At 68.4% G+C, this 25,090-nt stretch carries 17 protein-coding genes; 5 read left to right on the top strand and 12 right to left on the bottom strand.

Annotated elements, in window-relative coordinates:
• A partial coding sequence (locus NBRGI_RS44510) for a non-ribosomal peptide synthetase (RefSeq protein ID WP_029901131.1) occupies positions 1 to 5,302 on the top strand: 5,302 nt, incomplete at its 5' end.
• 139 nt (positions 5,303 to 5,441) lie between these two features.
• On the opposite strand, the gene NBRGI_RS33200 is transcribed toward NBRGI_RS44510, so the two are convergent.
• Positions 5,442 to 6,176 carry a helix-turn-helix domain-containing protein gene (locus NBRGI_RS33200; RefSeq protein WP_029901130.1) on the bottom strand — a complete coding sequence of 245 codons (735 nt, stop codon included), beginning with the start codon at positions 6,174 to 6,176 and terminating at the stop codon, positions 5,442 to 5,444.
• Between the two features lie 98 nt (positions 6,177 to 6,274).
• On the opposite strand from NBRGI_RS33200, the gene NBRGI_RS33195 reads away from it, so the two are divergent.
• Positions 6,275 to 8,191: a S9 family peptidase gene (locus NBRGI_RS33195; protein ID WP_029901129.1), complete on the top strand. Its 1,917-nt coding sequence runs from the start codon at positions 6,275 to 6,277 to the stop codon at positions 8,189 to 8,191.
• 70 nt (positions 8,192 to 8,261) lie between these two features.
• Here NBRGI_RS33195 and NBRGI_RS33190 read toward each other — a convergent pair whose 3' ends face one another.
• The 5 genes from NBRGI_RS33190 to idi form a co-directional block, all read right to left on the bottom strand.
• Positions 8,262 to 9,605 carry a cytochrome P450 gene (locus NBRGI_RS33190; protein WP_029901128.1) on the bottom strand — a complete coding sequence of 448 codons (1,344 nt, stop codon included), beginning with the start codon at positions 9,603 to 9,605 and terminating at the stop codon, positions 8,262 to 8,264.
• Positions 9,606 to 9,626: 21 nt separating this feature from the next.
• Entirely contained in the window at positions 9,627 to 10,532 is a 906-nt protein-coding gene (locus tag NBRGI_RS33185) for a UbiA family prenyltransferase (RefSeq protein WP_014982293.1), read from the bottom strand.
• Between the two features lie 150 nt (positions 10,533 to 10,682).
• Positions 10,683 to 11,492, bottom strand: a complete 810-nt coding sequence (locus tag NBRGI_RS33180; RefSeq protein ID WP_051728220.1) for a TauD/TfdA dioxygenase family protein — start codon at positions 11,490 to 11,492, stop codon at positions 10,683 to 10,685.
• The gene (locus NBRGI_RS33175) at positions 11,489 to 12,520 is read right to left on the bottom strand and encodes an L-tyrosine/L-tryptophan isonitrile synthase family protein (protein ID WP_029901126.1); all 1,032 of its coding nucleotides are present in this window, start codon (positions 12,518 to 12,520) and stop codon (positions 11,489 to 11,491) included. Before NBRGI_RS33175 ends, NBRGI_RS33180 begins: the two co-directional genes overlap by 4 nt.
• Positions 12,520 to 13,143, bottom strand: coding sequence for an isopentenyl-diphosphate Delta-isomerase (gene idi, locus NBRGI_RS33170; RefSeq protein ID WP_014982296.1), 624 nt, complete (start codon positions 13,141 to 13,143; stop codon positions 12,520 to 12,522). Before idi ends, NBRGI_RS33175 begins: the two co-directional genes overlap by 1 nt.
• Positions 13,144 to 13,672: 529 nt before the next feature.
• Here idi and NBRGI_RS33165 point away from each other — a divergent pair.
• From NBRGI_RS33165 to NBRGI_RS33155, 3 genes are all read left to right on the top strand, one after another.
• Positions 13,673 to 15,358, top strand: a complete 1,686-nt coding sequence (locus tag NBRGI_RS33165; RefSeq protein WP_029901125.1) for an MFS transporter — start codon at positions 13,673 to 13,675, stop codon at positions 15,356 to 15,358.
• 45 nt (positions 15,359 to 15,403) lie between these two features.
• Positions 15,404 to 17,560 (top strand): LuxR C-terminal-related transcriptional regulator, encoded by a 2,157-nt coding sequence (locus tag NBRGI_RS33160; RefSeq protein WP_029901124.1) that lies wholly within the window; start codon positions 15,404 to 15,406, stop codon positions 17,558 to 17,560.
• A gap of 365 nt (positions 17,561 to 17,925) precedes the next feature.
• On the top strand, positions 17,926 to 19,098 hold the full coding sequence (locus NBRGI_RS33155; protein WP_081878333.1) for an IS701 family transposase: 1,173 nt from the start codon (positions 17,926 to 17,928) through the stop codon (positions 19,096 to 19,098).
• Here NBRGI_RS33155 and NBRGI_RS33150 read toward each other — a convergent pair whose 3' ends face one another.
• The 6 genes from NBRGI_RS33150 to NBRGI_RS33125 form a co-directional block, all read right to left on the bottom strand.
• Complete coding sequence (locus NBRGI_RS33150) at positions 19,099 to 20,079, bottom strand: acyltransferase domain-containing protein (RefSeq protein WP_029901122.1); 981 nt, start codon at positions 20,077 to 20,079, stop codon at positions 19,099 to 19,101. It lies immediately after the preceding gene.
• Entirely contained in the window at positions 20,072 to 21,124 is a 1,053-nt protein-coding gene (locus NBRGI_RS33145; protein ID WP_029901121.1) for a ketoacyl-ACP synthase III family protein, read from the bottom strand. The genes NBRGI_RS33150 and NBRGI_RS33145 overlap by 8 nt, the downstream gene beginning before the upstream one ends.
• Positions 21,125 to 21,140: 16 nt before the next feature.
• Complete coding sequence (locus NBRGI_RS33140; protein ID WP_029901120.1) at positions 21,141 to 22,136, bottom strand: LLM class flavin-dependent oxidoreductase; 996 nt, start codon at positions 22,134 to 22,136, stop codon at positions 21,141 to 21,143.
• 66 nt (positions 22,137 to 22,202) lie between these two features.
• Positions 22,203 to 23,207, bottom strand: coding sequence for an NAD-dependent epimerase/dehydratase family protein (locus NBRGI_RS33135; RefSeq protein WP_029901119.1), 1,005 nt, complete (start codon positions 23,205 to 23,207; stop codon positions 22,203 to 22,205).
• Positions 23,198 to 23,815: a dTDP-4-dehydrorhamnose 3,5-epimerase family protein gene (locus NBRGI_RS33130; protein ID WP_029901118.1), complete on the bottom strand. Its 618-nt coding sequence runs from the start codon at positions 23,813 to 23,815 to the stop codon at positions 23,198 to 23,200. Before NBRGI_RS33130 ends, NBRGI_RS33135 begins: the two co-directional genes overlap by 10 nt.
• On the bottom strand, positions 23,812 to 25,002 hold the full coding sequence (locus tag NBRGI_RS33125; protein WP_029901117.1) for a nucleotide disphospho-sugar-binding domain-containing protein: 1,191 nt from the start codon (positions 25,000 to 25,002) through the stop codon (positions 23,812 to 23,814). Before NBRGI_RS33125 ends, NBRGI_RS33130 begins: the two co-directional genes overlap by 4 nt.
• Positions 25,003 to 25,090 lie beyond the last annotated feature (88 nt).

The raw sequence follows: 25,090 nt of genomic DNA, 5'->3' as shown, positions 1-25,090 counted from the left end.
ATTCGGTGGCGAGGCGCTCGATTTCCGGCGGGTGGACACGTGGCAGCACCGGCACGGTCCCGGCGTCCGGTTGGTGAATATGTACGGCATCACCGAGACCACGGTGCATACCACCTTTCATCCCGTCGCAGTCGGTGCGCGCAGCGTAATCGGCGCTGCCATCCCCGGATTGCGAATTCTGCTGCTCGACGACCGGATGCGTCCGGTTCCCGCGGGCGTGCCGGGGGAGATCTATGTCGCGGGTGTGCAACTGGCACGAGGCTACCTCGGCCGCCCAGGCTTGACCGCCAGCCGGTTCGTGGCGAACCCGTTCGCTCCCAACGGTTCCCGTCTCTACCGGTCCGGCGATCTGGCCACCCGGCAGGCCGACGGCGAGCTCGTCTACCTCGGCCGCGCCGACGATCAGGTGAAGGTACGCGGGTTCCGCATCGAACTCGGCGAGATCGAGACCGCGCTGCTGGCTGTGGCATCGGTGCGGCAGGCGGCTGTGGTCGTCCGCGAAGACACTCCGGGTGATCGGCGGATCGTGGCGTACCTGGTCGGACAGGTGGAGCCCGCGACGGTGCGCGCCGCGGCGGCCAAGCTACTGCCCGAGCATATGGTGCCGTCGGCGATCGTCCGCATCGACGCACTCCCGCTGACCACGCACGGCAAACTGGACCGTAAGGCGTTGCCCGCGCCGGTCATCGATACCGCGGTTTTCCGTGCGCCGACGCACCCCGTCGAACGGGCCGTCGCAGAGGTGTTCGCCGCGATCCTCGGCGATGTTCGAATCGGCTTGGACGACAACTTCTTCGCGCTCGGCGGTAACTCGCTGCTGGCCGCGCAGGCCGCCGCCCGGCTCGGCGCGGCACTGGATACGCGCGTGCCCGCGCGGCTGCTGTTCCACGCGCCCACGGTGGCGGATCTGGCCGTCGAGGTCGGTAGACATGTGGGCACGGGGACGCGCCGCCCGCTGGTGGCCGGACCGCGCCCGGAGCACATCCCGCTCTCGATGGCCCAGCAGCGCATGTGGTTCATCAATCAGTTCGACCCGGCCTCGGCGGTCTACAACATCCCGGTCGCGGTGCGGCTGACCGGCGAACTCGACCCGGTTGCGCTGCGCCTGGCGGTCGGCGATGTGATCGCGCGGCACGAAACGCTGCGCACCTGCTACCCGCAGTCCGATGGCGTTGCCTACCAGTCGATCCTGGATCCGGCGCAGGTGGCGATCGATCTCAGTGTGGAAACGATCGACGCGGCCGCGGTGCTGCCCCGGATCGTCGCGGTGGCTACTACCGGATTCGATGTAGCAGTGCAGGTTCCGCTGCGGGTCGAGCTGTTCCGGATCGATGCCGGAGCCACCGCGGTCACCGAGCACGTGCTGGTGTTCGTAGCGCATCACATCTGCAGCGACGGGTGGTCGATGCTGCCGTTGACCCGAGATGTGATGGTGGCCTACGCGGCTCGCTCGACCGGTGTCGCGCCCGAGTGGGCGCCGCTGCCCGTGCAGTACGCCGATTTCAGTGTCTGGCAGCGCGCGACCCTCGGTGCCGAAACCGATCCGGACAGCTTGCTCGCAGACCAGGCGCGGTTCTGGCGCGCCGCGCTGGCCGGTGCGCCCGACGAACTCGACCTGCCATTCGATCGGCCGCGGCCCGCGACGCGCTCGTTCGCCGGTGGGCACGTGGCCTTTTCGATCGACGGCGCGGTGTATCGCGGACTGACGGAACTGTCCCGCGACCACCACGCGACGCTGTTCATGGTGGTACACGCCGCTTTCGCGGTCTTGCTCGCCCGGTGGTCGGGTACCGAGGACGTCGCCGTCGGCACGGCGGTGGCGGGGCGGGGCGAACCCGAACTCGACGATCTCATCGGCATGTTCGTCAACACGCTGGTCCTGCGCACGCAAGTGCGCGGTGGCGAGAACTTCGAGGAGCTGCTCGCCCGGGTCCGCGACCGCGATCTGCAGGCGTTCGCGCACGCAGATCTTCCGTTCGAGCGGCTGGTCGAACTGCTCGATCCTGATCGCTCGACCGCGCGAAATCCCTTGTTCCAGGTCGGTTTGGCGTTCCAGAACCTCCCGTCGGCGGCCTTCGAGCTACCCGGGCTGTCGGTCACCGCGGTCGATTTCGAGAACGATATCGAGAAGTGCGATCTGTCCCTGATGATCGGGGAGACCGATGCGGGGCTGGCGGGCCGGTTCTCCTATGCTCGGGACCTGTTCGACGAAGCCACGATTCGGCACGCCGCCGAGCGGTTCGCGCGGTTGCTGGCGGCGATCGTCGCCCAGCCGCGCCGGCCGGTGGGAGATCTGCCGCTGCTCGCGGCCGACGAGTACGCGGCGTTCACCCGCAACGCCCCCGTGCCGATGCAGCCGGGGGTGCCGATGCCGGACCTGCTGCTGCGGGGTATGGCGCACGGGCGCGACCGCATCGCGGTCCGCGAGGACGGTCGCTCGATCAGCTACGGCGAACTCGACGAGCACTCCTCGCGGCTGGCGCGCGTGCTGATCGATCATGGCGTGGGGCCGGAGCGACTGGTCGTCGTGGCGTTGCCGCGCGGGTACACGATGCTCGCCGCGGCGCTGGCGGTGGGCAAAGCCGGCGGCGCCTACGTTCCGGTCGATCCGGCGTATCCGCTGGAGCGGTTGCGGCACATGGTGATCGACTCGGCGGCGGTGCTGGGCGTGACCACCACCGGACATCTGGAGCGGCTGCCCGACGAGATGGTCTGGCTCGAACTCGATCATCCCGACGTCGCCGCGCGCTGCGCTCGCCGCTCGGCAGCGCCGGTTACCGATATCGATCGGAGAACGCCACTGCGCCTGCACAATCCGGCATATCTGATCTACACCTCCGGGTCGACAGGTGTGCCGAAGGGGGTCGTGGTGACGCACGCGGGGCTGGCCGGGCTGGTCGAGCACGCCGTGGACGTATTGCGGATTGGCGCGGAACATACTCTGCTGCATTCGATTTCGCCGAGCTTTGATCCGGCGGCGCTGGAGTGGCTCTGCGCGTTGTCGGTCGGGGCGACCCTGGTGGTACTGCCGCCCACCGTGCTCGGCGGCCCCGAGTTCGCAGCGGTGCTGCGGGACGAGCGGGTGACGCATTGCAGTGTCACCCCGGCGGTGCTCAGCACCGTGGACCCGGCTGAAGTGCCGACCCGTACGTTCCTGGTGGGCGGCGATGTCACCCCTGCTGATCTGGTGGCGAAGTGGGAGCCCGGCCGCCGCTACGTCAACGCCTACGGTCCGACCGAGGTCACCATCGCCGCCACTTTCGGTGCCCAGCACGCGGGGCGCGAGGTCACCATCGGCGCACCGGTGCGCGGGGTGACCGCGATGGTGCTGGACGTCCGGCTGCATCCGGTGCCGCCTGGCGTGACCGGCGAATTGTACTTAGCGGGGGCTACTTTGGCTCGTGGCTACCATGACCGCGCGGCGCTCACGGCGCACCGGTTCGTCGCCAACCCGTGGGGTGAACCAGGGGAGCGGATGTTCCGAACCGGGGATCTGGTGCGCTGGTGTGCGCCGGTCGGCGGGCAGGCGACGTGGGATCTGAAGTACCTGGGGCGCTCCGACTTTCAGGTGAAGATCCGTGGGTTCCGGATCGAACTCGGTGAAATCGACGCGGTGCTGGGCGCACACGACGACGTCGGGTTCGCGGTTACTGTCGGACACGAGACACCCACGGGGGAAATCGTTCTGGTCGGCTACGTGCGGGCGGAGCCGGGACGCACGCTCGACCCGGACCGGCTTCGCGCGGCTGCCGAGCGCATCCTGCCGCGGCACATGGTGCCTGCCGCGATCGTCGTGCTGGACGAGGTCCCGCTGACCCCGGCCGGCAAGCTCGACCGAAAAGCGCTGCCCGCTCCCGGTTTCCGCGCCACGACGTTCCGTGCGCCGAGCACGCGGACCGAGGAGATCGTGGCCGCGGTCTTCGCGGAGGTGCTGGAAATCGAGCGGGTCAGCGCCGACGACGACTTCTTCGCGCGCGGCGGCACCTCCCTGCGCACGCTCACGTTGCAACACGCGCTGGCGGCGCGCGGCATCGAGTTGCCGGTCGCGGCGGTGTTCGGCGCGTCCACCGTGCGTGCGCTCGCCGCGCGCATCGCGGGGCAGGAAACTGCGCTGCACGACCCCGCCGTGATCGCCGCGGATGCGGTACTCGGGCCGGATATCTCGGCCGACGGTCTCATGCCGAGCCATCATGGTGGTGCCCGCGACGTGCTGTTGACCGGAGCGACCGGGTTCGTCGGTGCGTACCTCTTGCGCGAACTGCTGGACCGCACCGACGCCGTGATGTGGTGTCTGGTGCGGACCGAGAATGCCCGGGCGGGCCGTGCGCGAATCCAGGAGACCTTGCAGCAGTATCAGCTGTGGGACGACGCGTTGGAGACCCGGATCGTGCCGGTGCCAGGCGATCTCGCGGAGCCCGCGTTCGGCCTGTCCGATACCGAATATGCCTGGCTCGCCGACCGGATCGACGTCATCTACCACAATGGTGCCCGCGTGAATCATCTCGAGCACTATTCGCGGTTGCGTGCCGCCAATGTCGAAGGCACTCGGGAAGTGTTGCGGCTGGCCACCACTCGTCGGCTCAAACCCGTGCACTTCGTCTCCACCGTCAACACCGTGATCTCCGCCGCCCCGGGCGCGGCCGTCTACGAGAGCACCCGGATCGAGGCGGACGAGCTACCGAAACAGGGGTACATCTCGTCCAAATGGGCTGCCGAGCAACTGATCCTGCAAGCCGCCGAGCGCGGCGTGCCCGCGCGGGTCTATCGCCCGGGACTGGTGTCCGGGGACCTTCAGGTCGGTATCAACAGCCCCGACGACTCGTTCTGGAACATGGTCCGCGCGGCGGTGATCCTCGGCGTCGCCCCCGATGTCGGCGCGGCGGGCATCGCGCTGGTGCCGGTGACCTATGTGGCGCGGGCCCTCGTCGAGATCTCGCTGAGCCCCGCGACCGCCACCGCCTACCATCTGGTGAACGACGAGCCGGTGCCGATCCGCACCCTCTTCGACTGTCTGCGTCGCCACGGATTACCCATCGAGACGGCAACATTCGACGACGTCCGCGGCCGCCTCACCGAACAAGCACACACCCGTTTCCAGACCGGTGACGACTCCCTGGTCCGCGCCGCCCTACTCGGCGGCAATTTCGCCACCACCCCACCCGACCTGGTCATCGACGCCACCAACACCGCCCGCGCCCTCGCCGGCAGCGCGATCACCTGCCACCCCATCGACGACCACGCCCTGGACACCTACATCACCGCCTTCCTCCGCACCGGGTTCTTCCCCGCCCGTACGCAGTAGCGGTCTCGGCCGACGTGCGCTACAACCCCCTGTGAACCGTATCGAACCTCTGTGAACCCCACCTATCTGTCGCTTGGTACACCACGCGAGGTCGTCCCGCGTGGTCCCGTTGCCATTGGGACCCAACGGAATTCGCTGTCTAGTCGGCGGAAGTGCGCTCGAGTAGCCGACTCACCCGGGCGAGAACGTCGAGTTGGGCAGGGTTGTACAGGTCATCGATGGCTGTGCCGATGGCCTCGGCGGCGAAGCGGCGGCCGCGGGGTGCGTCGTCGGTGCTGGAGAGTAGTCCTGGATGGGCGGCGACGAGGGCGCGGATCCGGGGGACGGTGCGTTCGGCGAGGTGCTGTCTGGTGTGGTCGTCGGCGTCGGCGGGGAGCCGATCGAACTCGAGGGCTTCGGGTTCGGTGTGATAGTCCCGGAACAGTTCGATGTAGGTTTCGATGCCGGCGGGTCCGAGCACTCGCGAGAGCACGACGATGAAGGCCCGGTCGGCTTCGGAGAGTTCGATGTGGGCGGAGGCGGCGGCCAGGGCGGGCGGGAGATCGGTCGGCGTGCCCTGCGCCATGGTGGTGGCGAGTTCGGTCCGGACCTGTTGCAGGCGTTCGATGTTCGCGGCCAGCTCGGCGTCCAAGGCGCGCAACGCTTGTTCCGGCGGGACGTCGGCCGCGCCCATGGCGGCGATCTGGGCCAGTGAGAACCCCAGTTCGGTCAGGCGTTTGATGCGCAGCAGCCGTACCAGGTGGGCGACGCCGTAGCTCTTGTAGCCGTTGGCGCGGCGTTCGGGCTCGGCGAGCAACCCGACCTCGTGGTAGTGCCGGACTGCTCGCAAAGTGGTGCCCGCCAGCTCGGCGAGCTGGCTGGTGCTCCACGCCATGGGCTGTCCTTCCTCCGTGTCCTCGCGCACATCCGGCTTGAGTGTGCCGCAACGGCACGGTGTCTGCTGGCACCGGAGCACCGAGCGAAAGGACAGTCATGGCATTACCAGCAGTCATCCCCGTCGAGGAACTGTTCGGTTCACCGGCGCGCGCCGCCGCGACGATCTCGCCGGACGGTACGCGCATCGCCTACCTGGCACCGTGGCGGCACCGTTTGAACGTGTGGGTGCAGCGCCTCGACGGAGCCGAGCCCGCCCGTTGCGTCACCGCGGACGACAACCGCAGCGTGTTCCACTACCGGTGGACCGACGATTCGCGGTGGCTGCTCTACCTCCAGGACGACAACGGCGACGAGAACTGGCACCTCTACCGCGTCGATCCGGCGAACGCGGACGCCGCGGCCGTCGACCTGACGCCGTTTCCCGGCGTGCGGCTGCTCGGTTTCGAGTTGCCGCTCGGCAAGCCGGGCACTGCGATCGTGCAGCTGAACAAGCGGACTCCGGCGGCGTTCGACGCCTATGCACTCGACCTCGACACCGGCGAACTCACCCTGCTCGCCGAGAGTCAGGGCGCGACCTACGGCTGGCTGAGCAGTCACGCCGGTGACCTGTTCGCGATGGCGCTCACCGCCGACGGCGACGTCGAATTGCGCCGCTGGGACAGCGCCGCGAAGACGCTGCGCCCTATCGCGGTCTGGGATGGCGCCGATTACCCGATGGGGATCAACCCGCTGCAGATCACGCCTGACGGCACGGGAGTATGGCTCGGTTCCAACCGGGGCACCGACCGGACCCGCCTGGTCCGGCTCGACCTGGCGACCGGGCAGGAGAGCGAGGTCGACAGCCATCCCGTCTTCGATCTCGATGCCGGCATCACCGTTTTCGCCGAGCCGCTCATCCTCAGCAGGCGCACCGGCGAGCTGATCGGAGCCCGCTATTCGGGCGAGCGGCAGGTGATCCACGCGCTGGACCCGCATTTCGCCGAGGTGCTGCCGAAGCTGACCGGTCTGTGCGACGGCGACCTGCACACCCTGTCCTCGGATCTGAGCGGACAGCGCTGGGTGGTCACCTTCACCCACGATCGCGACCCCGGCGTCACCTACTACTACGACCACGGTTCAGACGAGAGCCGCCTGCTGTTTCGCGCCTACCCACACCTGAACCCCGCGGATCTGGCCCCGATGACGCCGGTGACCATCACCGCGCGCGACGGACTGGCGCTGCCGTCGTATCTGACGCTGCCGGTCGGCCTGCCGCCCAGCCGACTGCCGCTGGTATTGCTGGTGCACGGCGGTCCGTGGACGCGTGACGCGTGGGGATACGACCCGGCCGTGCAACTGCTGGCGAATCGCGGTTACGCGGTGCTGCAGGTCAACTTCCGTGGTTCGACCGGCTACGGGAAGGCCCATGCCAAAGCGGCCATCGGTGAGTTCGCGGGCAAGATGCACGACGACCTCATCGACAGCGTCGACTGGGCGGTGGCGCAGGGCTACGCCGATCCGGCGCGGGTGGCGATCTTCGGCGGTTCCTACGGCGGCTACGCGGCGCTGGTCGGTGTCACCTTCACCCCGGATGTCTTCGCCGCCGCCATCGACTACTGCGGTATTTCGAGCCTCGCGAACTTCATGCGGACCATGCCGCCGTTCACCCGCCCGATGATGGCCAACAACTGGTACCTGTTCGTCGGCGATCCGGACGACCCGGCCCAGGAGGCCGACATGCTGGCGCGCTCGCCCATCACCCACGTGGACCGGATCCGCACGCCTCTGCTGGTCGTCCAAGGCGCCAACGACGTCCGAGTAGTCCAGGCCGAGTCCGACAACCTGGTCACGGCCCTGCGCGAGCGCGGCGTCGAGGTCGAATACCTGGTCAAGGACAACGAAGGGCACGGCTTCGTCAACCAGGAGAACCAGATAGAAATGTTCCACCTCGTCGACCGCTTCCTGGCCCACCACCTGCACGGTCGGCAGGGGCAGGTCAAGGAACCGAAATCCTCATCAGCACAAGCACTTTGATATGAAGCGCGTTGGCCGCCCGCGGTCGGTGATGCCGAATATCGCGGGCGGCCAAGGGAAAACGGAAAGGTCAGGGGGTGTGGGCGGCGAGATGGAGGGCTGGGCGGGTCGAGCGGGAGCGGAGGCGGACGGGGACGCGGTCGTAGCCGCGCAGGACGGCGAGGCCGCGGAGTTCGGGCTCGCCGTCCAGGGCGAGGTCGGGGAACCGTTCGAACAGCTTGCGCAGGCCGATGGTGCCTTCGAGCCGGGCCAGGCGGGCGCCGAGGCAGGTGTGGATGCCTTGGCCGAAAGCGATGTGCTCACGCACTCTTTCGCGGCCGATGTCGAATGTCGCCGGTTCGGTGAAGCGCTCGGGATCGCGGTTGGCGCCGCCGAGCAGCAGCATCACCACCTCGCCTGCGCGGATCCGGTGACCGGCGACCTCGACGTCCTCGTGCGCGGTGCGCATGGTCATCTGCGCGGGGCTCTCGATGCGCAGGATCTCCTCCACCGCGCTGGCCCACTGCTCCGGGTCTGCCTGGAGTTTGGCGAGTTGGCCGGGATTGCGCAGCAGCAGCACGATACCGCTGCCGAGCATGTTCATCGCCGTCTCGAACCCGGCGCCCATGATGATCGACGCGGTGGCCATCAGTTCGTGCTGCGCCAGCCCGCTCGTCGCCACGACGTGACCGAAAATGCTGGGGCCCGGCTGGATTCGCAACCGGTCGACGTGGTCGCTGAAGTACTGCTGTGCGTCGGTGAGGCCCTCGATGCCGGTGCGATAGCCCTCGTGCCGCACTCCGATATCGAACAGCGGCGCCCCGCTGTTGCCCCATTCCAGCAGTTTCGGATGATCCTGCTCGGGGACGCCGAGCAGGTGCGCGATGATCGCGACCGGCAGCTTGGCCGCGAAATCGGCGATCAGGTCGGCGTGCGAGCGCGGTTCCAGTTCGTCGAGCAGTTGATCGGCCACCACGCCGATGCGATCGGTCATGTCCCGCATGGCCGCGGCGGTGAAGGCGGCGACGACGGGACGGCGCAACCGACTGTGGTCCGGCGGGTCCAGGGCGATCAGCGCGGGCGGATCGGTGGGGTTGGGCAGGTCCTGCCCGGTGTGCTCCAGCATCCAGCGCACCGGCTTCGGCATGCTCATGTGGCTGGGCTTGGTGGCCCCGAATCGACTGTCCCGCATGATGGTCCGGCAGACCTCGAGGTCGACGGTGAGGTTGAGCAACGGGGTCGGCACGATCCGGCCCGCGGCACGGATTCGTTCCATGTCGGGGTAGGGATCGATGCCGCGACCCGGCCCGACCAGCAGGGTGGCGAACGGGTCGCCGCGGCGCGCCATCATCCGCAGCATGACGCCCGCCGCACCGTGCAGCACCAGCCAGCGAACCCAGATCTTGCTGCGCCGTGTGGTTTTCGAGATGTTCATCAGTGTCCTTTCGCTGCGAGCTCAGTTCGCCAGGAACAGGTTGCCGATGGCCATCAGCACGGCGCCGGTCCAGGCGAGCCGGCGACCGAGTAGCCGGCCGACGAGCGGATTGCGCTTGATCGCGCCGAGCCGGAACTGGACGAACCGCAGCGCGAACACCGGGCACAGCAGCAAGCCGAAGGCGAGCGGCAGCTCATCGACGGCGATGAGCGCGAACACCACGATGATGTCGGCGACCGCGAGCACGCCGAGCAGGTTGATGTAGGTGCGCTCGCCGGTCATGGTGGCCACGTTGATCCGGCCGACGCCGCGATCGGTTTCGATATCGCGCAGGTTGGAGTACCAGGACACCATCATCAGCCAGAACGCGAACAGCCCGCCCTCGATCATGCTGCGCGTGGTGACGCCGCCGGTCAGTGCCCAGAACGGCACGAAGACCAGCTGCATCGTGAACAGGAACAGCACCAGTTCCTGAAAACCGATGTGGCTCAACTTCAATCCGTAGGAGTACTGCACCGAGATGCACGCGCCGACGACGGCGAGAACGATCAGCCACAGCGGATGGTAGGGGGCGATGAGCAGCCCCACCACGAGCAGAGCCAGCCCGGACAGCAGGCAGATCCAGGAGAACCGCAGCGCCTGCGGCAGCCGGAGTTCCCCGGTTACCAAGGGTTTCCAGTGCGCGCGCCGCAGGGCGCTCGGGTTGTCGCGGTAGTTCTTGGCGTCGCTGCCGTCCCGGAAGCCGGTGATGTCGTCGAACGCGATGAGCGCGCAGTGCACCAGGAAGTATCCGACGATGATCACCCCGAACGCGGCCCAGGTGCGCCCCTCGCGCACGACCGCGGCGGGCAGCAACGTCGCCACCATCGGATAGGCGAGGTTGTAGTCGAGGAAATAGAGATTGGCGAGCCGCCCGTACGCTCGCACAGACTTAACGGGTGTCATGACATCGACCACGACTGGTAATCCAATCTTGTTGTGTTGCAAGGTTCGACGCGGCGCTCGGCAGCGGACGGCAGAACTTCGGCGCCCGCGTCGCGAGCGCCGTCGTTGTCTGGCGTCGAAGGTCCGGCGGTGCTAGATGATCTGGATCCGCTGCATGTGCCGGGCGGTCGAGCCGAGGAATCGGTTGCGGCCGTGCAGCAGTGCGTGGTTCTCGGCGACGACGATATCGCCGGTCTGCCAGGCGTGGTCGTAGCAGTAGCGCGGGTCGTGCAACCGGTCGCGCAGGTCGTCCATCACCCGTACCGCGTCGTCGGCGCCGAGCCCTTCGACGGTGAGGAACAACGGGTTCCGGTAGCGGGCCGGGTCGAGCGGCTCGGCGTAGCGGATGGTCGTCTCACCGGTGGTCGGGTGGGTGTCGAGCAGCGGCTGGGTCATGGTGCCGCCGTAGTGGGCGAGCCGGTCGGTGCGATAGGTCACCGAGGTGCGGGCCCACAGCTCGCGCAGTTCTTCGGGCGCTTCACGATAGACCTGGGTCGAATCGCAGAACACCGTTTCCCCGCCCGCGCCGGGCGCACAGCCCTGCACACACTGGAACAAGAAGAAGCGCGGGGCTCGTTCCGACCAGGCGCCGTCCCAGTGGAACGGGACGTCCCCCGAGTCGAACAGGTAGTTCTGCGGGTTCTCCTGGACGACCAGGTCGAGGATGGTGCCGAACTCCCACTGGACCAGCTCGCCCGCTGCCATGCAGTAGGCCTCCAGGTCGGTCTTGTCGAGCAGGTCGAAGCCGCGCAGCACCAGGACCTTGGCCGCGAGGGTCGTCGCCAGCAACTGATCGATCGGTACGTCGGCCAGCGTTCGCCCGCCCGGGTCCGCGGTCACCACGCGCCCGAACGGCGCCAGGTCGGTGCCGTCGAGCAGGGTCTGCTGAAGTTGGTCGCTCACAACTCTCCTCCGGAAATAACCAGTGCTGATGCGGTGTGGTCATCGACCGGTTCGTCGATGACGAAATGACTCGGCCTGCTGTTGCGCCACACCAGGCGCCCGCCCAATTCCTCTGCGCGCGCTCGCTTCACGAGGACGTGGCGCACACCGTCGTCGAGCACGACGCCGTGCCACGGGGTGAGCCAGCCGTCGACGGTGCGCAACAGGTGGAAGCCGATCTTGCTGCTGTGGTGGTCCTGCGGATGGATGGACAGGCGTACGGCGGCGGGGAAGACCTCGCCGACGAGGCGGCTCCAGGCCTGGCTGCGCTGTACCACCTCGTAGGCGGTCTGCTTGGCCTGGTTGCGCCTGCGCGTGGCGCTGAGCTCGGCGTAGAGCACCGCATCGTCCTCGGTGACGAAGCGGTGGATGCCGTTGAACATGCGCCGCGCGGCGGGGTCGGTGCGCACCGACTCCCTGATCTCGGCGATGGACTCGGCGTACTCGGCGAGCAGCCGCGCCCGGCGCTCGTCCCAGGACCGGTCCGGCATCGCGTCGCGCAGCCCGTACAGGCCGATCGCGCCACCGCCGATGGACCGGATCATCCGCATCAGCTCGTGCCCGTAGTCGTCGATGTGCTCGTCGGGGATGCCGAGCACATCGCTGAACACGTGCCCGTCCGAACAGACCGTCACTACCGCACCGGGCTTGTACACCGCCGAGACCTGTTCGCAGAAGCCCTGCACGGATTCGAGCGCGATCTGCTCGCCCAGGTCCGGCAGCCGCCCGATGGTCTTGCGGCGGTTGCGCGATTTCGCCGGGAAGGCGGGAATGACGAAGTGGATCGGCTTGTTGGCCGCGATGAACTGCCCGACCGTTTCCAGGTGCGGCGCAAAACAATCGGGGCACGGCTTCGTCGCGCAGGGATCGGCGGGTTCGGCGGTGCGGCGCCGGCGAAAGACAATTCGCAGAATCCGTTCTGCGACAGCGTGGTCGGCGGGCGAGAGGGTGGTCTCGCGCAGGGCACCGGCGGCGGTAGTGGTGGTCATTATCCTTCCTTTCCGGAAGTGGTCGCGGCGGCAGCGGGCACGCCGAGTGGCTCGCGCCATCGCCGCGGCAGCAAGTCGGAGGTCAGAATCGGCCACTGCGCCGGGTCGGCGGGCAGGGTGGCCAGCTCGGCCAGTTGCAGTCGGCTCCACGGCGAGATCTGCAGCGCCTCGGTGCGCACCAGCGCGTTGAAGCCGGACCAGTCGATCCAGGCGTAGTCGTCCACCTCTGCTGGGTTCGGGACCGGGTCGCCGTCCACGAAAGCCACGAAGACGGGGCAGATTTCGTTCTCGACGATGCCGTCGTCCATGACGGCGCGATAGCGGAAGTCCGGCAGTGCCATCCCCCAGCGCCGAGGTGTCAGGCCGAGCTCGTCGGACAGCCTGCGCAGCATGGCGTCGGCCATCTTCTCACCGGGCTGCGGGTGACCGCAGCAGGAATTCGTCCAGACGCCCGGCCAGGTGCGCTTCGTAGTGGCGCGGCGAGTGACCAGGAAATGACCCTGCGGCCCGAATACATAACAGGAGAATGCCAGGTGCAACGGCGTTTGGTGGTCGTGAATCGAGGCTTTATCCGCCGACCCGAGCGGAATACCGGATTCATCGACCAGTATTACATATTCCATGAAAAACTCTCATATCATGATATCGACGGCATTATCTGCACGTCTTTTCGAGACCTCCCGGTACCGAAGATACCGCACCCCCCAGGTGGGCGCAATCACATACAACTAAAGCGGCAGGGCTCGAGATGACAAATTATCGATTTGACATATTCTCGAGTCGGCAAAGTGGAGCTGACAAATTATCCGGGCCGGTCGCGTGACGGACGTAACAACCAACCGGACCTGACAAACTATGCCGCGAATTGTGGGGATTCGCCGGTGTGCAAGACCGCGGCGATGGCGGGTCGATAGTCGCGCGATAGTCGAAACATGATGTGCTACAACTGGTTACGGACGATCCGAGCGATGTCCGTGCTGTGCTTCCAATGGCAGGTTACTGCTACGGAAGGAGCATTGCGATCGCTGTCCCGGTCTGTAGCATTCTGTCTGTTCACGGCGAGGTTGCGTTGCGTTCGGCAAGTTGATCAGGTGGGCACGAAAGTCAGCGTGGCGTCGTCGATCGTCTCATTCGAGCGAAATCAGGAGAGTCGTGGCACAGGACCTCGAGTACGCGCATATCGACCGGTCGACGCCACCCGATGGCGACCCGGTCACCGTCGATCCGCGCCGTTGGATCACGTTCGCGATCGTGCTGGCGGCCGGCTTCATGGATTTGCTGGATGTCACGATCGTCAATGTCGCGGTGCCGAGTATCCAGGGCGATCTCCGCGCGCAGTATTCGCAGATCGAATGGATTGTCGCGGCCTATGTGCTCGCCTTCGCCGCGACGCTCATCACCGGTGGGCGACTCGGTGACCTGTACGGGCGCAAACGCGTCTTCCTCATCGGCATGGCGTGCTTCACGCTGGCCTCCGCGGCGTGCGGCCTGAGTTCCGGACCCACCGCGCTGATCGTCTCGCGCTTCCTGCAGGGTGCGGCCGCCGGTCTGATGGTGCCGCAGATCCTCGCCATCCTGCGGATCACCTTCCCGGTCAAGGAACGGGCCAAGGCGATCGCGGTCTACAGCGGCGTGTGCGGGTCGGCGACGGCGGTCGGGCTCGCGCTGGGCGCGCTGCTGGTGGAATGGAATCTGTTCGATCTGAGCTGGCGGCCGATCTTCCTGGTGAACATCCCCTTCGGCGTCGCGACAGTGATCGCGGGCGCGCTGGTGATGAAGGAATCGCGCTCCGCGGCCGCGTCGCGACTGGACCCGGTGGGCGTCGTCCTGATCGTCGCCGCGATCCTGCTGCTCACCTACCCGCTCACTGAGGGGCGCCGGCTGGGCTGGCCCGCTTGGACTTTCGCCATGATCGCCGCCTCGGTGGCGGTGTTGCTGATGTTCATCGGGTACGAGCGCAGGCGCCGCGTCACCGTCGGTTCACCACTGATCGACCTCAGCCTGTTCCGGCTGCGGCCTTTCGCGCTCGGCCTGACGAGCTGGCTGCTGTTCTGGATCTGTTTCGGCGGGTTCTTTCTGGTGTGGACGCTGGTGATGCAGGTGGGCCTCGGCTGGTCGCCGATGCGGGCCGGACTCACCTCGCTGTTCTTCGCGGTGGCCACCGGCGTCGGGGCGGCCGCCTCGGCCGGCGTACTCGCGCCGCGCTTCGGCCGGAAGGTACTGATCGCGGGCGGCGTGGTCACCGGTCTCGGCCTCGGGCTCTACGGCTGGTTCGTCGCCCACTACGGCCCGGATACCACGCCGTGGCACATGATGACGCCGCTGCTCGTGATCGGCCTCGGCTTCGGCCTGGTGGTGGCGCCGACCATCGATCTCGTGCTCAGCCAGGTGCGGACCGAGGACGCCGGGGCGGCCTCCGGCCTGCTCAACACCGGCCAGCAACTCGGCATCGCGCTCGGTGTCGCGCTGGTCGGCATCGTATTCTTCAATCAGCTGGATCACGATTCCGCGCGCGGTGTCGACGAGACGACGGCGTCGATCCGCACCGAACTCACCGCGGCCGGTCTGCCCACACCGGCACAGGAACAGATCCTCGCGAATTTCCGGGCCTGCGTACAGGATCGGTCGGCGCAGGTGGATCCGTCCGAGGTGCCGCACAGCTGTCAGCAGAACGGGCCGGCCGACGAGGTGGTCACGCGGGTGCTGACCGATGCGGGGGCCCACGCCAATGCGATCAACTTCGCGCACACCTTCCGCTACACCCTCGCCTACGGCATCGGCATCATGATCCTCATATCGCTGGGGTTCTTCGCACTGCCGCGCAGCGCCAAGCTCTGAGGGCACGGCGGCGGCGCCGCCGGAACGCGAGCAAGGGAGCGCGAGATGAAGTTCGCGGGGCGGCGGGCGCCGGAGTTGCTGCATCGCACCGAGGAGCTCGCCGAACTGGCCGGGCTGCTGGCCGATCGACGGGTCCGGTTGCTCTCGCTTTCCGGCACCGCCGGTGTCGGGAAGAGCAGTCTGGCCCGGGCGGCCTTGCGGGCCGGGGCTCTTCACGAATACCGGGTCGTTTCGGTGGATCTCGCGTCGGCGGCCGACCGCCCGGTCGCGCTGGCCTGCGTGTTGGATCAGCTGTGCGGACCGGGGCCGGACCGTCCGGGCGAGCCCGCCGAACTGCTCCGGAGTATCGCGGCCGCGCTCGCCACCGATCCGGCTGTGCTGCTGCTGGACAATTGTGATCCTGTCGCAGCGGCGATCTCGTGCGACATCGCGCAGCTGCTCGACCGGTCGCCGCGGCTGCGGATCGTGTTGACCACCCGCGTGCCGCTGGGCCTGCGCAACGAATGTGTGTTGAGCGTGTCCGCGCTGCCGGCCGGGGCGCCGACCGAGCACGGCGACTTCTCGCCTGCGGCCCAGCTCCTGCTCAGCAGTATCGACCGCGACTGCGTCGAGACCGCCGCTCGTGCTGAACAGGCTGTGCTGGAGGATATTTCGCGTGCGGTGGGCGGCGTGCCGTTGGCTCTCGAGCTGGCCGCCGCCGACATCGTGCGGGTCGGCGCGGCCGAGACGCTGCGCCGGATCGAGGCGGGCGGCGATCTGGTGACCGCGCGATCCGCGGACACGCCCGTGCGGCACCGATCATTGTGCGCCGCCATCGACTGGGGGCTGACCGACGTCGATCCGGTGCTGCTCGAGCTGCTGCTGCGGCTGGCACAGTGCACCGACGCGGTGGACCGCGGCGCGGTGCTGTTGCTCGGCGGCCTCGACGGCGAGCTGACCACCACCGGCCTGGCCGAGCTGGTGAATCGCAGCCTGCTGCACGGCAGACTCGATGCGCAGGGCGAGGTCAGCTACGAACTCACTGCGACAGTGCGGATCTGGTGCCGTCGGCGGCTGGCGGCCGACCCGGGGCTTGCGGCACGGTTGCGTGCCGAGCATCTCGATCGGCTGTGTCGGCTGGCCGAATTCCTCGGGCGCGGAATGGATCCCGCTCGGCCCGTGCCCGCCTGCGCCGACGTGCACGCGGGGGACTTTCGGACGGCGATCAGCGAACTGTGCCTCGCCGGTCGGGTGGGCGAAGCCCTGCGTATTGCGGCAGATCTGCAGGACGTATGGATCCGGTGCGGCCATCTGGACGACGTGGAGAGGCGACTCTCGGCAGGTCTGGCCCAAGACCTACCCGGCGCGGAGCGGTTGCGCGGGGTGCGATTACTCGGCCGGTGGGCATTGGCCGCGGGCCGGTTTCGGCGCGCGGTCGCGTTACTGGACGAGGCGGCGGCGCTGCGGCGGTTCGGCGAGCAGTCCGATACCGACGCCGATCCGCTCGAGCTCGCCCGCGCCGCGCTCACCCCGCTCGCGCCGGTGAGCGCCGAGTGGGCCGAACTGCGGCAGCGGATTCAGCGGATCGCGCCGGCGGACGGCGGCCTCGCGGTGCGTAATGCGTTGGCGAGCAACAGACTGTGCACCGCCGATCGGGCGCTGCTGATCTATCGGGAGGTGCTCGAGCATCCTCAGGTGCACGGATACCCGCTCGAAGCGATCTGTGCCATCGAGGGTTGCGGTGCGGCGTACGCGCTGTGCGGCGCCGAGTACGCGGCGGCAGGGGCGACCTTGGCGCTGGCCGGTGCCCGGCTACGCGCCGATCACGGCATACCGGCGCTCGACACCGACGGCGAGATCTTCGATTGGCCGCAGCGGTTGGGCCGGCGACTGTTCGCGGACACCGTGCGCCTCGTGTCGACGATGAGCCTGGCGGCGGCAATCGACTACGCGCGGTCCGTGCGCTCCGGGCACGGCCGTTCGGCGCTCGACACGCTCACGCCACGCCAGCGGGAGATCGCCGAGTTGGTGGCGACCGGCAAGACGAACCGGATGATCGCCGGCGAACTCGGGTTGTCGGAGTGGACGGTTGTCAACCATCTGCGCCGAGTGATGGTCAAGCTCGGCTGTCCCTCGCGACTGCATATCGCACTACTGGTGCAACGCGGCGCGAAAACGGCGACGATCATCGGCCCGGGCAAGTGGATTGGCGAGAATCCGTAATTAATTGGCGATCCATCCGGTTCCGCGGCGCGGGATTGTCCGCTAGCGTGCGCGAGTGATCAACGTCCAGCTCGTCAGAAACCGCACTGAACTGGGCGTTTTCGTGTGTCCGGGCCCGGTGCCGGGACCCCGTGCCGACATCGCGCCCTCGGCGATGTCAGATCTTTGTCAGACCTGAAACCCGGTACCTCTAATGGTGCGGTGTGGCTATGTCAAATCTTTGTCAAATGCGACGAGGGGAGCTATGCAGATTATGTCACCTGTGTAGAGTAATGAGCGTCGGACGCCGCACTCGCAAGTTGGTCTAACAATTTCCGGGCTGTCTGGAATCTCCGCGGTTCAAAGCAATATTGGGGAGCATTCGTATGTTCGAAGATTTTGAAGAGGCTGCCGAGCTGTGTAATATTCTGTTCTCTTCGCTGCCGCGTAAAGATCAACGTAGTCGAGCGGCACAATATTTGAAAGGGCTGTTGGACTCGCCCGGTCGTAAATCGGTGCGCAATATCGCCCGATCGCTCGACGGCACCGTCACCGATCAAAGCCTGCACCATTTCATCAGCGCCTCGAACTGGGACTGGACCCCGGTTCGCCTCGCGCTTGCCGAGTACCTGTTCCGCAGGCAGGAGATCGAGTCGCTGGTGGTGCACTCGATGGCGATCAAGAAGTCGGGTCAGCATTCGGTGGGCGTCGAGCGGCGCTTCCTGCCCACCGCGGGCCGGGTGGTGAATGTGCAACAGGCGACCGCGATCTGGGCCCTGTCGCCGGAACTCAGCGCACCCGTCGACTGGCGCCTGCACCTGCCCCGCGGCTGGCTCGACGACCAGCATCGGCGCTCGTCCGCGGCGATTCCGCCGGATCTGCTGCCACAGCTGCGCGAGGACCTGATCGTCGAGCTGTGCCTGCGCCTGAAACGCGACTGGCGCCTGCCGGTGCGGCCGGTGGTGCTCGACGCCCGCGAGCTCGATATCCGCGCGGTGGTGCCGCGGCTGCACGCGCACGGTATTCCGTCGCTGTCGCGCATCGATCACGCGACGAAATTGCATGTTGCCGACGAAATGCTGACCGGCCACCGCGCGGACTGCCTGATTCCCGCGGGCGACATCATGAAAGCCGCCAAGGGAAGTCGGCGGCGCATGCTGTTGCCGTCGCACGGTGAGCTGCCGGGAAAATTGCGGTCACCCCGGACCGCCGCGGTGACGGTAGGTTTCGCCCCACGCACGCGCAATTCCGCCGGCGGACCCGCCGCGGAACTGGCGCTGCTGGAAATGCCCGCGCAGACCGGCTCGGCCGCGCGGACACTGTGGCTGACCGATCTGCCGACCGAACGGGCCGGCGAACTGGTCCGGCTGGCGGCGGCGCTGACCCGGGTCGAGCGGGACGGTGCCGAGGTCGCCGACAAGGCCGGTGTCCGGGACTATTCCGGCCGCAGCTACGGCGGCTGGCATCGGCACGTGACGCTGGCCTCCGTGGCACACGCGCTGCTGATGCGGCTGGCGGCCGATCGGGAGCAGCTGGCTCCGATGGAGGCGGCCGGGTGATCACGACGGCGGTGCGCACACCGAGGTGAGAGTGGCGAAGGCCGCGGCCGCGGCCTGCCAGTCCGCGCCGCCCGCGCGGGCGGGCGAGACCGACACGACCGCGCCGCGGCCTTCGCGCATGGCGGGATGCCTGCGCGCGACGGTCGACAATCCTTGTCCGGGACCGGCTTCGACGCACACGATGCGCTCGTGCGATCCGACGAGCGCATCGAAGGTGGGCCAGAAGCGCACGGTCGCCACGGGATGGTGGGCCCAGTACGCCGGATCGGCGATCGTCGCCTGGTCCAGTGGCCGGGTGGTGTAGCAGGACAAGACCGGGATGCGCGGCTTGCGCGGCGTGAGCGTGGCCAGGTATTCGAGACTGCCGGTGGCCGCGGGGAGCAGCAGCGGGCTGTGAAACGCGCTGAGCGACGGCACGGTTCGGCAGGTGCGTCCCGCCGCGCGCAACTCGGCGGACACCGTGGCCAGTGCGGTGTCGGATCCGGCCAGGATGGTCTGGCGTGGCGCGTTGATCGCCGCGAGCGCCACCTCCTGCGACAGGTAGGGCTCGAGTTCGTCGACGGTCGCGGCCACCGCGAGCATGCCGCCCGCGGGCGCCGCGGCGATTCGATGCACCCGGTCGAGCACCACGCCCGCGGCCTCGGGCAGCGACAGGATGTCGGTGTAGGCCGCCGCAGCCAGTTCGCCGATGCTGTGCCCGATGACGAGATCGGGCGGGAAGCCCCAGTTGGTCACCATCCGGGCCATGGCGTAGTCGATGGCGAACAGCAGTGGCTGGGCCCGCGTGACGTGGTCGATCGGCACGACGGGCGTCGTGGCCAGCCAATCGTCGCGCAGCGGTGCGCCTTGCGCGCCGAAGGCGGCGAAGACCTCGTCCATCGCCTTGGTGAACGTGGGCTCCTCCCGATAGAGCCCGGCGGCCATGCGCGGGTATTGCGAACCTTGGCCGGGAAACATCATCGCCAGGGTCGGACTACTCATGGGAATTCCCCTCGGCAGCGGCCACCCAGGGAGGGCGGCTGAGGATTTCGACGACCGCGCAGGACCAGCTGAACCCGGCGCCGACACTGGCCAGCAGGCACAGGTCGCCCGGGCCGACCGCGCCCGTGCCGACCAGGTGGTCCAGACCGGCGATGGGATCGCCCGCGCCGAGATGACCGATGGTCCGGCTCCACGACCAGGTGGTGCGCTCGGGATCGATGTCGAACTGGGACAGGAAGCCCGCCTTGACCCGCCGCCAGCCCATGTGCGGCAACGATATTCGCGCGATGTCGGCAAGCTCGACACCGGCCGCGGCAAGTGCGCCGTGCAGCGCGGCCTTCTGGCCCGCGGCCACGCGCGCGGCGCTGTACTGCCGACCGCGCGCGGCGACGTACTCGCGCTTGTGCGCCTCGAGGTCGACCGGGGACGGAGTGGTCAGCGACGGCGCACCGTAGGAGTCGCCGCCGCGGTGCATCCCTTCCAGCTCCGGGTCCGAAACCGTATGCAGCGCACGGAGAACGGCGAAACCGGACCGCCGCGACACCAGCAGCGCCGTGCCGCCGTCGGCATAGACCGTGCCGGGATCGCTGCGCCAGCGGTCGAACTCGGGTGGGTGCATCCGGTCACCGCTGGTGATGAGCACGCAATCCCGGTCGGCGGACGCCGCGAGATAGGCGCCCGCCAGCTCGAGTGCGGCCATGCCACCGTTTGAGACCTGCCTGATTTCCATTGCCGGACAATGGTTTCCGACCGCGACACGTTGAATGTACGACGCGGGCGACCACAGGTGATGACCCTGGAAGTACAGGCTGGCGTGCAGGATGAGGTCGATCCGGTCGGGCCCGATACCGGTCCGGTCCAGCACCGCGGTAGCGGCGTTGGCGGCCATCTCGGGCCCGGATTCCTTCTCCGCCACGGTGACCGAAGCCATGCCGGTCATCGTCGCCAGCTTCTCGTCGCAGTCGCCCGCGGCCACGGCCTGGCCGGTCGACACGGTCGGTGGCAGCCAGGTGGCGCATCCGGCGATATAGAGCTCGCCGCTCATGCGCGTCTCCGAGTGCTCATCGGGCAGTTCCTGCCACGTCGAGTTCCTTGGCCAGCAGCGGTGGCAGGTGCTCGCTCACCAGCTCGATGTTGCGCGCCACCAAGTCGTCCGGCATGCCGGCGATATCGGCCCAGAAGATCAAGTGCCGCACCGGCAATCCCGCGATGCGCGCCTTGATCCGGACCGCGGCCTGCTCTGGCGTCAGGATCTCCAGGTGGCCCCAGGACCCGTCCAACGGGCGTACGCGCAGGTCGTCCGGACCGAGCAGCGGCGGGGCCGGGCGGTCGGTGCCCTCGACGGAGGAACTGCGGTAGGTGTTCTTCTGATGCGCCAGATAGGGCGTGACGCGGGCCCACGCGGCTTCCGGGTCGTCGGCCAGCAGAATCGGCACCAGGTCCGCGACCCGCGCCGACTCGGGGTCGTGCCCGCCCTCGACCAATCCCACCTGATAGTGCGCGAACATCTCGTGCGAGATGTGCATCAGCCCGATGCCGAGCCGGCCGGCCAGCCGCGCGCCGCGCGGGCGATAGAAGCCGCCCCACATCGGCACCGGCTGCTGCACGGGGCCCGGCGTGACACCGCCGGTCTCCCACAGGCGGCGGACCTCTTCGATCGTCGCGCCGGTGCGGGCGAACCGCTTGCTGAAATCGGCGTCGAACAACTGGTATTCGGGTACGCGATAGCCGGCGCCGAGGCCGAGTTCGAGCCGTCCGCCGCTGATCAGGTCGACGACCGCGGCTTCCTCGGCGAGCTGTGCGGGCTTGCGCAGCGCCGGTAGCACGACGGCCGTGCCGATCCGGACGTGGCGGGTGCGCGCCGCCGCGGCGGCCGCGAAGGTCAGCGGCTGCGGCAGATAGCCGTCCTCGAAGAGGTGGTGCTCGGTGAACCAGATGCCACCGGCGCCCCGCCGATCGGCCTCCTCGCAGAACTCCAGGGTGCGTGCGTAGTGGTCGGCCCACGGCCGCTGCCACTGCCGGGGGTTTCGGAGATCGAAAACGAGTCCGACGTCCATGTGTGCTCCATTCTTCGGCGGTGCCACCGTGACTCGCGCGAGTCACGGTGGCGTCGAGGCACCGGCTCAGCCGGCCGTCGATTCGGTGGTGACCCGCTCGGCCGCGCAGACCTCGATGGTCCGGCGTAGTGCGGTTTCCAGGGGAACGGTCGGCTGCCACCCGGTGACGGCGCGGAAAGCCGAGGAGTCGATGGTGATGTGCACCAGATCGCCGGCCTCGGCATGGGCGGGCGGCGGCACCGACACGACGGGGACCCGGCTGTTGGTGTGCGCGGCGACCAGGTCCGCGATGGTGCCGAACAACTGCCCGAGTGGAATGCCGTGACCGGAGCCGAGCACCCACGCGCGCCCGTCCAGTTCGGCGGTGTGCTCCGTCGCGGCCACCAGCGCCCGGGCGATGTCCTCGACGTAGACCACGTCGCGTTTGACGGTGCCGTCGTGCCACATGGTCAGCGGGTCGCCCGCCAGCGCGCGCCGGATCATCATCGAGACCACGCCTTTGTCCCGCGCGGTCGACTGTGGCCCGCTGCCGAAGACCGTCGGCAGGCGGACCGACACCGCCCGGTGCGGCCCCGCTGCCAGCGCGTCGAGCAGCAGCCGTTCCGCGCGCAGCTTCTGCCGGTCGTATTCGCCTGAGGGAGCGTCGATCTCGGTGCCGTCGATCACCTCGCCCGCGCCCTTGCCGACCTGGGAGACGGCGCCGGCGAAGACCACGCCGACCGGGTCGGTGCGCTGCTCGAGCGCGGCGACCAGGTCGGCGACGATGCCGACGTTCACTCGCTCGGCCGCGTCGTCACCCTCGGCGATCCGCCAGGTCGACGGGCCGTCGTTGATGTAGGCGACGCAGTGCACGACGATGTTCGCGTCCGCGACCACGCGGGCCACCACGCCGGGCGCGGTGAGGTCCGCGGTGCACACCTCGATGGTGGCGCGCGCGTCGGGCGGGATCGGTGCGGGATGCCGTGCGACGACGCGCAACCGGATCGGCCGTGCGGCGAGTTCCCGCAGCACCGCCGAACCGACGAAGCCGGTGGCGCCGAGCAGGGTGACCAAAGGTGGTGTCAGTGCCACAGTTTCGCCTCCAGCTCGAGGCAGGTCGCGTAGTCGGGCAACAGTCCGCGTTCGCCGGCCTGCGCGAGAGTCAATGCGGCGCGGTCTCTTTCGGACTGTTCCGGACGGGGGATCCGGGGGATCGGCAGTCCGATCTCCGGGTCCAGCGGGGAGACGGCCAACTCGTTGGCCGCCTCGTACCCCTCCGACATCACGTAGACCACGATCGAATCGTCCTCCTGCGAGAGGAAGGCGTGTCCGACGCCCATCGGGATGAACAACGCCTTGGCCGTCGCGCCGTCGCCGCCCAATTCCGTTTGGTCCCAACGGCCGAAGGTCGGTGAGCCGACGCGGAGGTCGACCAGGTAGTCGGTGACGCGGCCGTGTGGCACGTACACGTACTTCGAGCGCCCCGGCGGGGTCGTCGTGTAGTGGATGCCGCGCAGTACGCCACGAGCCGAGACGTTGTGGCTGATGTCGCGAACCGGGAACAGGCCGTGGCCGAGCGCCGCGTCGAACGCGTCGATCTGGAACGGGCTGGTGAAAAGTCCACGGCTGTCCCGGTATACCGGCACGGAGAACTCCACCGCGCCTTCGATGCCGAGCTTTCTGACCTCGACCGAGCTCATCGCGCACCCGCCTTCGGCGCGGTGATCGCGGCGGCGATCCGGTCGATTACCGTGCTGGGAGCAGGCATGTCGTGCATCTCCTGGGCTACTTCGGTGCAAGCGTCGCGATGGCTCTCGGAGTCGAGCAGCTTGCCGAGCGACTGTTCGATGGTGCTCGCGCCGATCTCCCCGGCGTCTAGCCGCAGGGCCACGCCGCGGGTCACCGCGATCTGGGCGTTGGTATCGCTGTCGGTGCCGCGGTCGGGCAGCACCAGCTGGGGGACGCCGGCGTCCAGGGCCGCGTACATGCTGCCCGCTCCGCCGTGATGGACAACGGCCGCACAGGATTCCAACACCGCGCGCAACGGCAGCCACGGCACCGGGCGCACATACTCGGGCAGCGGGCCGGGCAAGGCGGCGTCGCCGGTCATCAGGATGATCTCGACGTCCAGCTCCGCTGCGCCCTTGATGATGTGCCGCAGCAGCGTGCCGTCGCCGTAGGTCGCGGTCAAGGAGCCGAGGGTGGCCGCGACCCGGCGGCGCCCGGTGCGTGGCGCGCGCACCCAGGCGGGCAGTTCCCCACCGCCGTTGTAGGGGAGGTAGCGCATGCCCTCGATGCGGCTCGCGTAGGTCTGCGTCGGCGCGGGCGTGGTCCGATGGTGGATGGCCTCGAGCGAGGGCGGGCTGACGTCGATCTCGATATCCGCCTCGACCGCCTCGGTGACACCGAGATCGGTTGCCGCACTGCGCAAGTGGGCAAGGGCGGGCCCGTAGGTCGGCCACCGGGTGCCGAGACCGTGCACGATGGCCGTAGTGCCCGTCGCGCGCGCGGCCACCAGGCCGGCCACCGCCATGGGGGTGTACACCACGGCATCGGCCTGCCATTCCCGGACGGCCTCGACCAACCCGCCGAGCATGAGATTGCCGGTCTCGCCGAACGCGGCCGCGAATTCCGCGTGCATCTGCGCGGGCGACATCGTCTCGGTCATGTCGGTCTCGCCGATCCGGCGCACGATCTCCTCGTACGGCCGGGCCGAGGTGCCGTCGTCCACGGCCAGCGCGTGCAACCCGGCCGCCACCGCGGCGGGCAGTGCCGGACCGGTGCAGGCCACGCGCACCTCGTGCCCGGCGGCGAGCGCCGCCTGCGCGAACGGCACCAGCGGCAACAGGTGCGATGTGCCGGGCAAGGTGGTGAGCAGGAATCGCATTGCGATCGGTACCTCCGGATATGTCGTGGTCTGGCCGGCAGCTGTCGCGAGCGCGTCCGGCGAATGAGCCGTCCGGCTTGATATTCAA

Source organism: Nocardia brasiliensis IFM 10847, from assembly GCF_000710915.1.
Classification (GTDB): domain Bacteria; phylum Actinomycetota; class Actinomycetes; order Mycobacteriales; family Mycobacteriaceae; genus Nocardia; species Nocardia brasiliensis_A.
Note: the sequence above shows the minus strand (reverse complement) of the source record. Positions and strands in the feature narration are given on the sequence as shown.

What these genes read in the sequence shown, in the direction of transcription:
- NBRGI_RS33200 (WP_029901130.1), bottom strand. Translation starts at nt 6,176, where the DNA reads ATGGCGTGGAGCACCAGCCAGCTCGCCGAGCTGGCGGGCACCACTTTG.
- NBRGI_RS33195 (WP_029901129.1), top strand. Translation starts at nt 6,275, where the DNA reads ATGGCATTACCAGCAGTCATCCCCGTCGAGGAACTGTTCGGTTCACCG.
- NBRGI_RS33190 (WP_029901128.1), bottom strand. Translation starts at nt 9,605, where the DNA reads ATGAACATCTCGAAAACCACACGGCGCAGCAAGATCTGGGTTCGCTGG.
- NBRGI_RS33175 (WP_029901126.1), bottom strand. Translation starts at nt 12,520, where the DNA reads ATGACCACCACTACCGCCGCCGGTGCCCTGCGCGAGACCACCCTCTCG.
- idi (WP_014982296.1), bottom strand. Translation starts at nt 13,143, where the DNA reads ATGGAATATGTAATACTGGTCGATGAATCCGGTATTCCGCTCGGGTCG.
- NBRGI_RS33160 (WP_029901124.1), top strand. Translation starts at nt 15,404, where the DNA reads ATGAAGTTCGCGGGGCGGCGGGCGCCGGAGTTGCTGCATCGCACCGAG.
- NBRGI_RS33155 (WP_081878333.1), top strand. Translation starts at nt 17,926, where the DNA reads ATGTTCGAAGATTTTGAAGAGGCTGCCGAGCTGTGTAATATTCTGTTC.
- NBRGI_RS33150 (WP_029901122.1), bottom strand. Translation starts at nt 20,079, where the DNA reads ATGAGTAGTCCGACCCTGGCGATGATGTTTCCCGGCCAAGGTTCGCAA.
- NBRGI_RS33145 (WP_029901121.1), bottom strand. Translation starts at nt 21,124, where the DNA reads ATGAGCGGCGAGCTCTATATCGCCGGATGCGCCACCTGGCTGCCACCG.
- NBRGI_RS33140 (WP_029901120.1), bottom strand. Translation starts at nt 22,136, where the DNA reads ATGGACGTCGGACTCGTTTTCGATCTCCGAAACCCCCGGCAGTGGCAG.
- NBRGI_RS33130 (WP_029901118.1), bottom strand. Translation starts at nt 23,815, where the DNA reads ATGAGCTCGGTCGAGGTCAGAAAGCTCGGCATCGAAGGCGCGGTGGAG.
- NBRGI_RS33125 (WP_029901117.1), bottom strand. Translation starts at nt 25,002, where the DNA reads ATGCGATTCCTGCTCACCACCTTGCCCGGCACATCGCACCTGTTGCCG.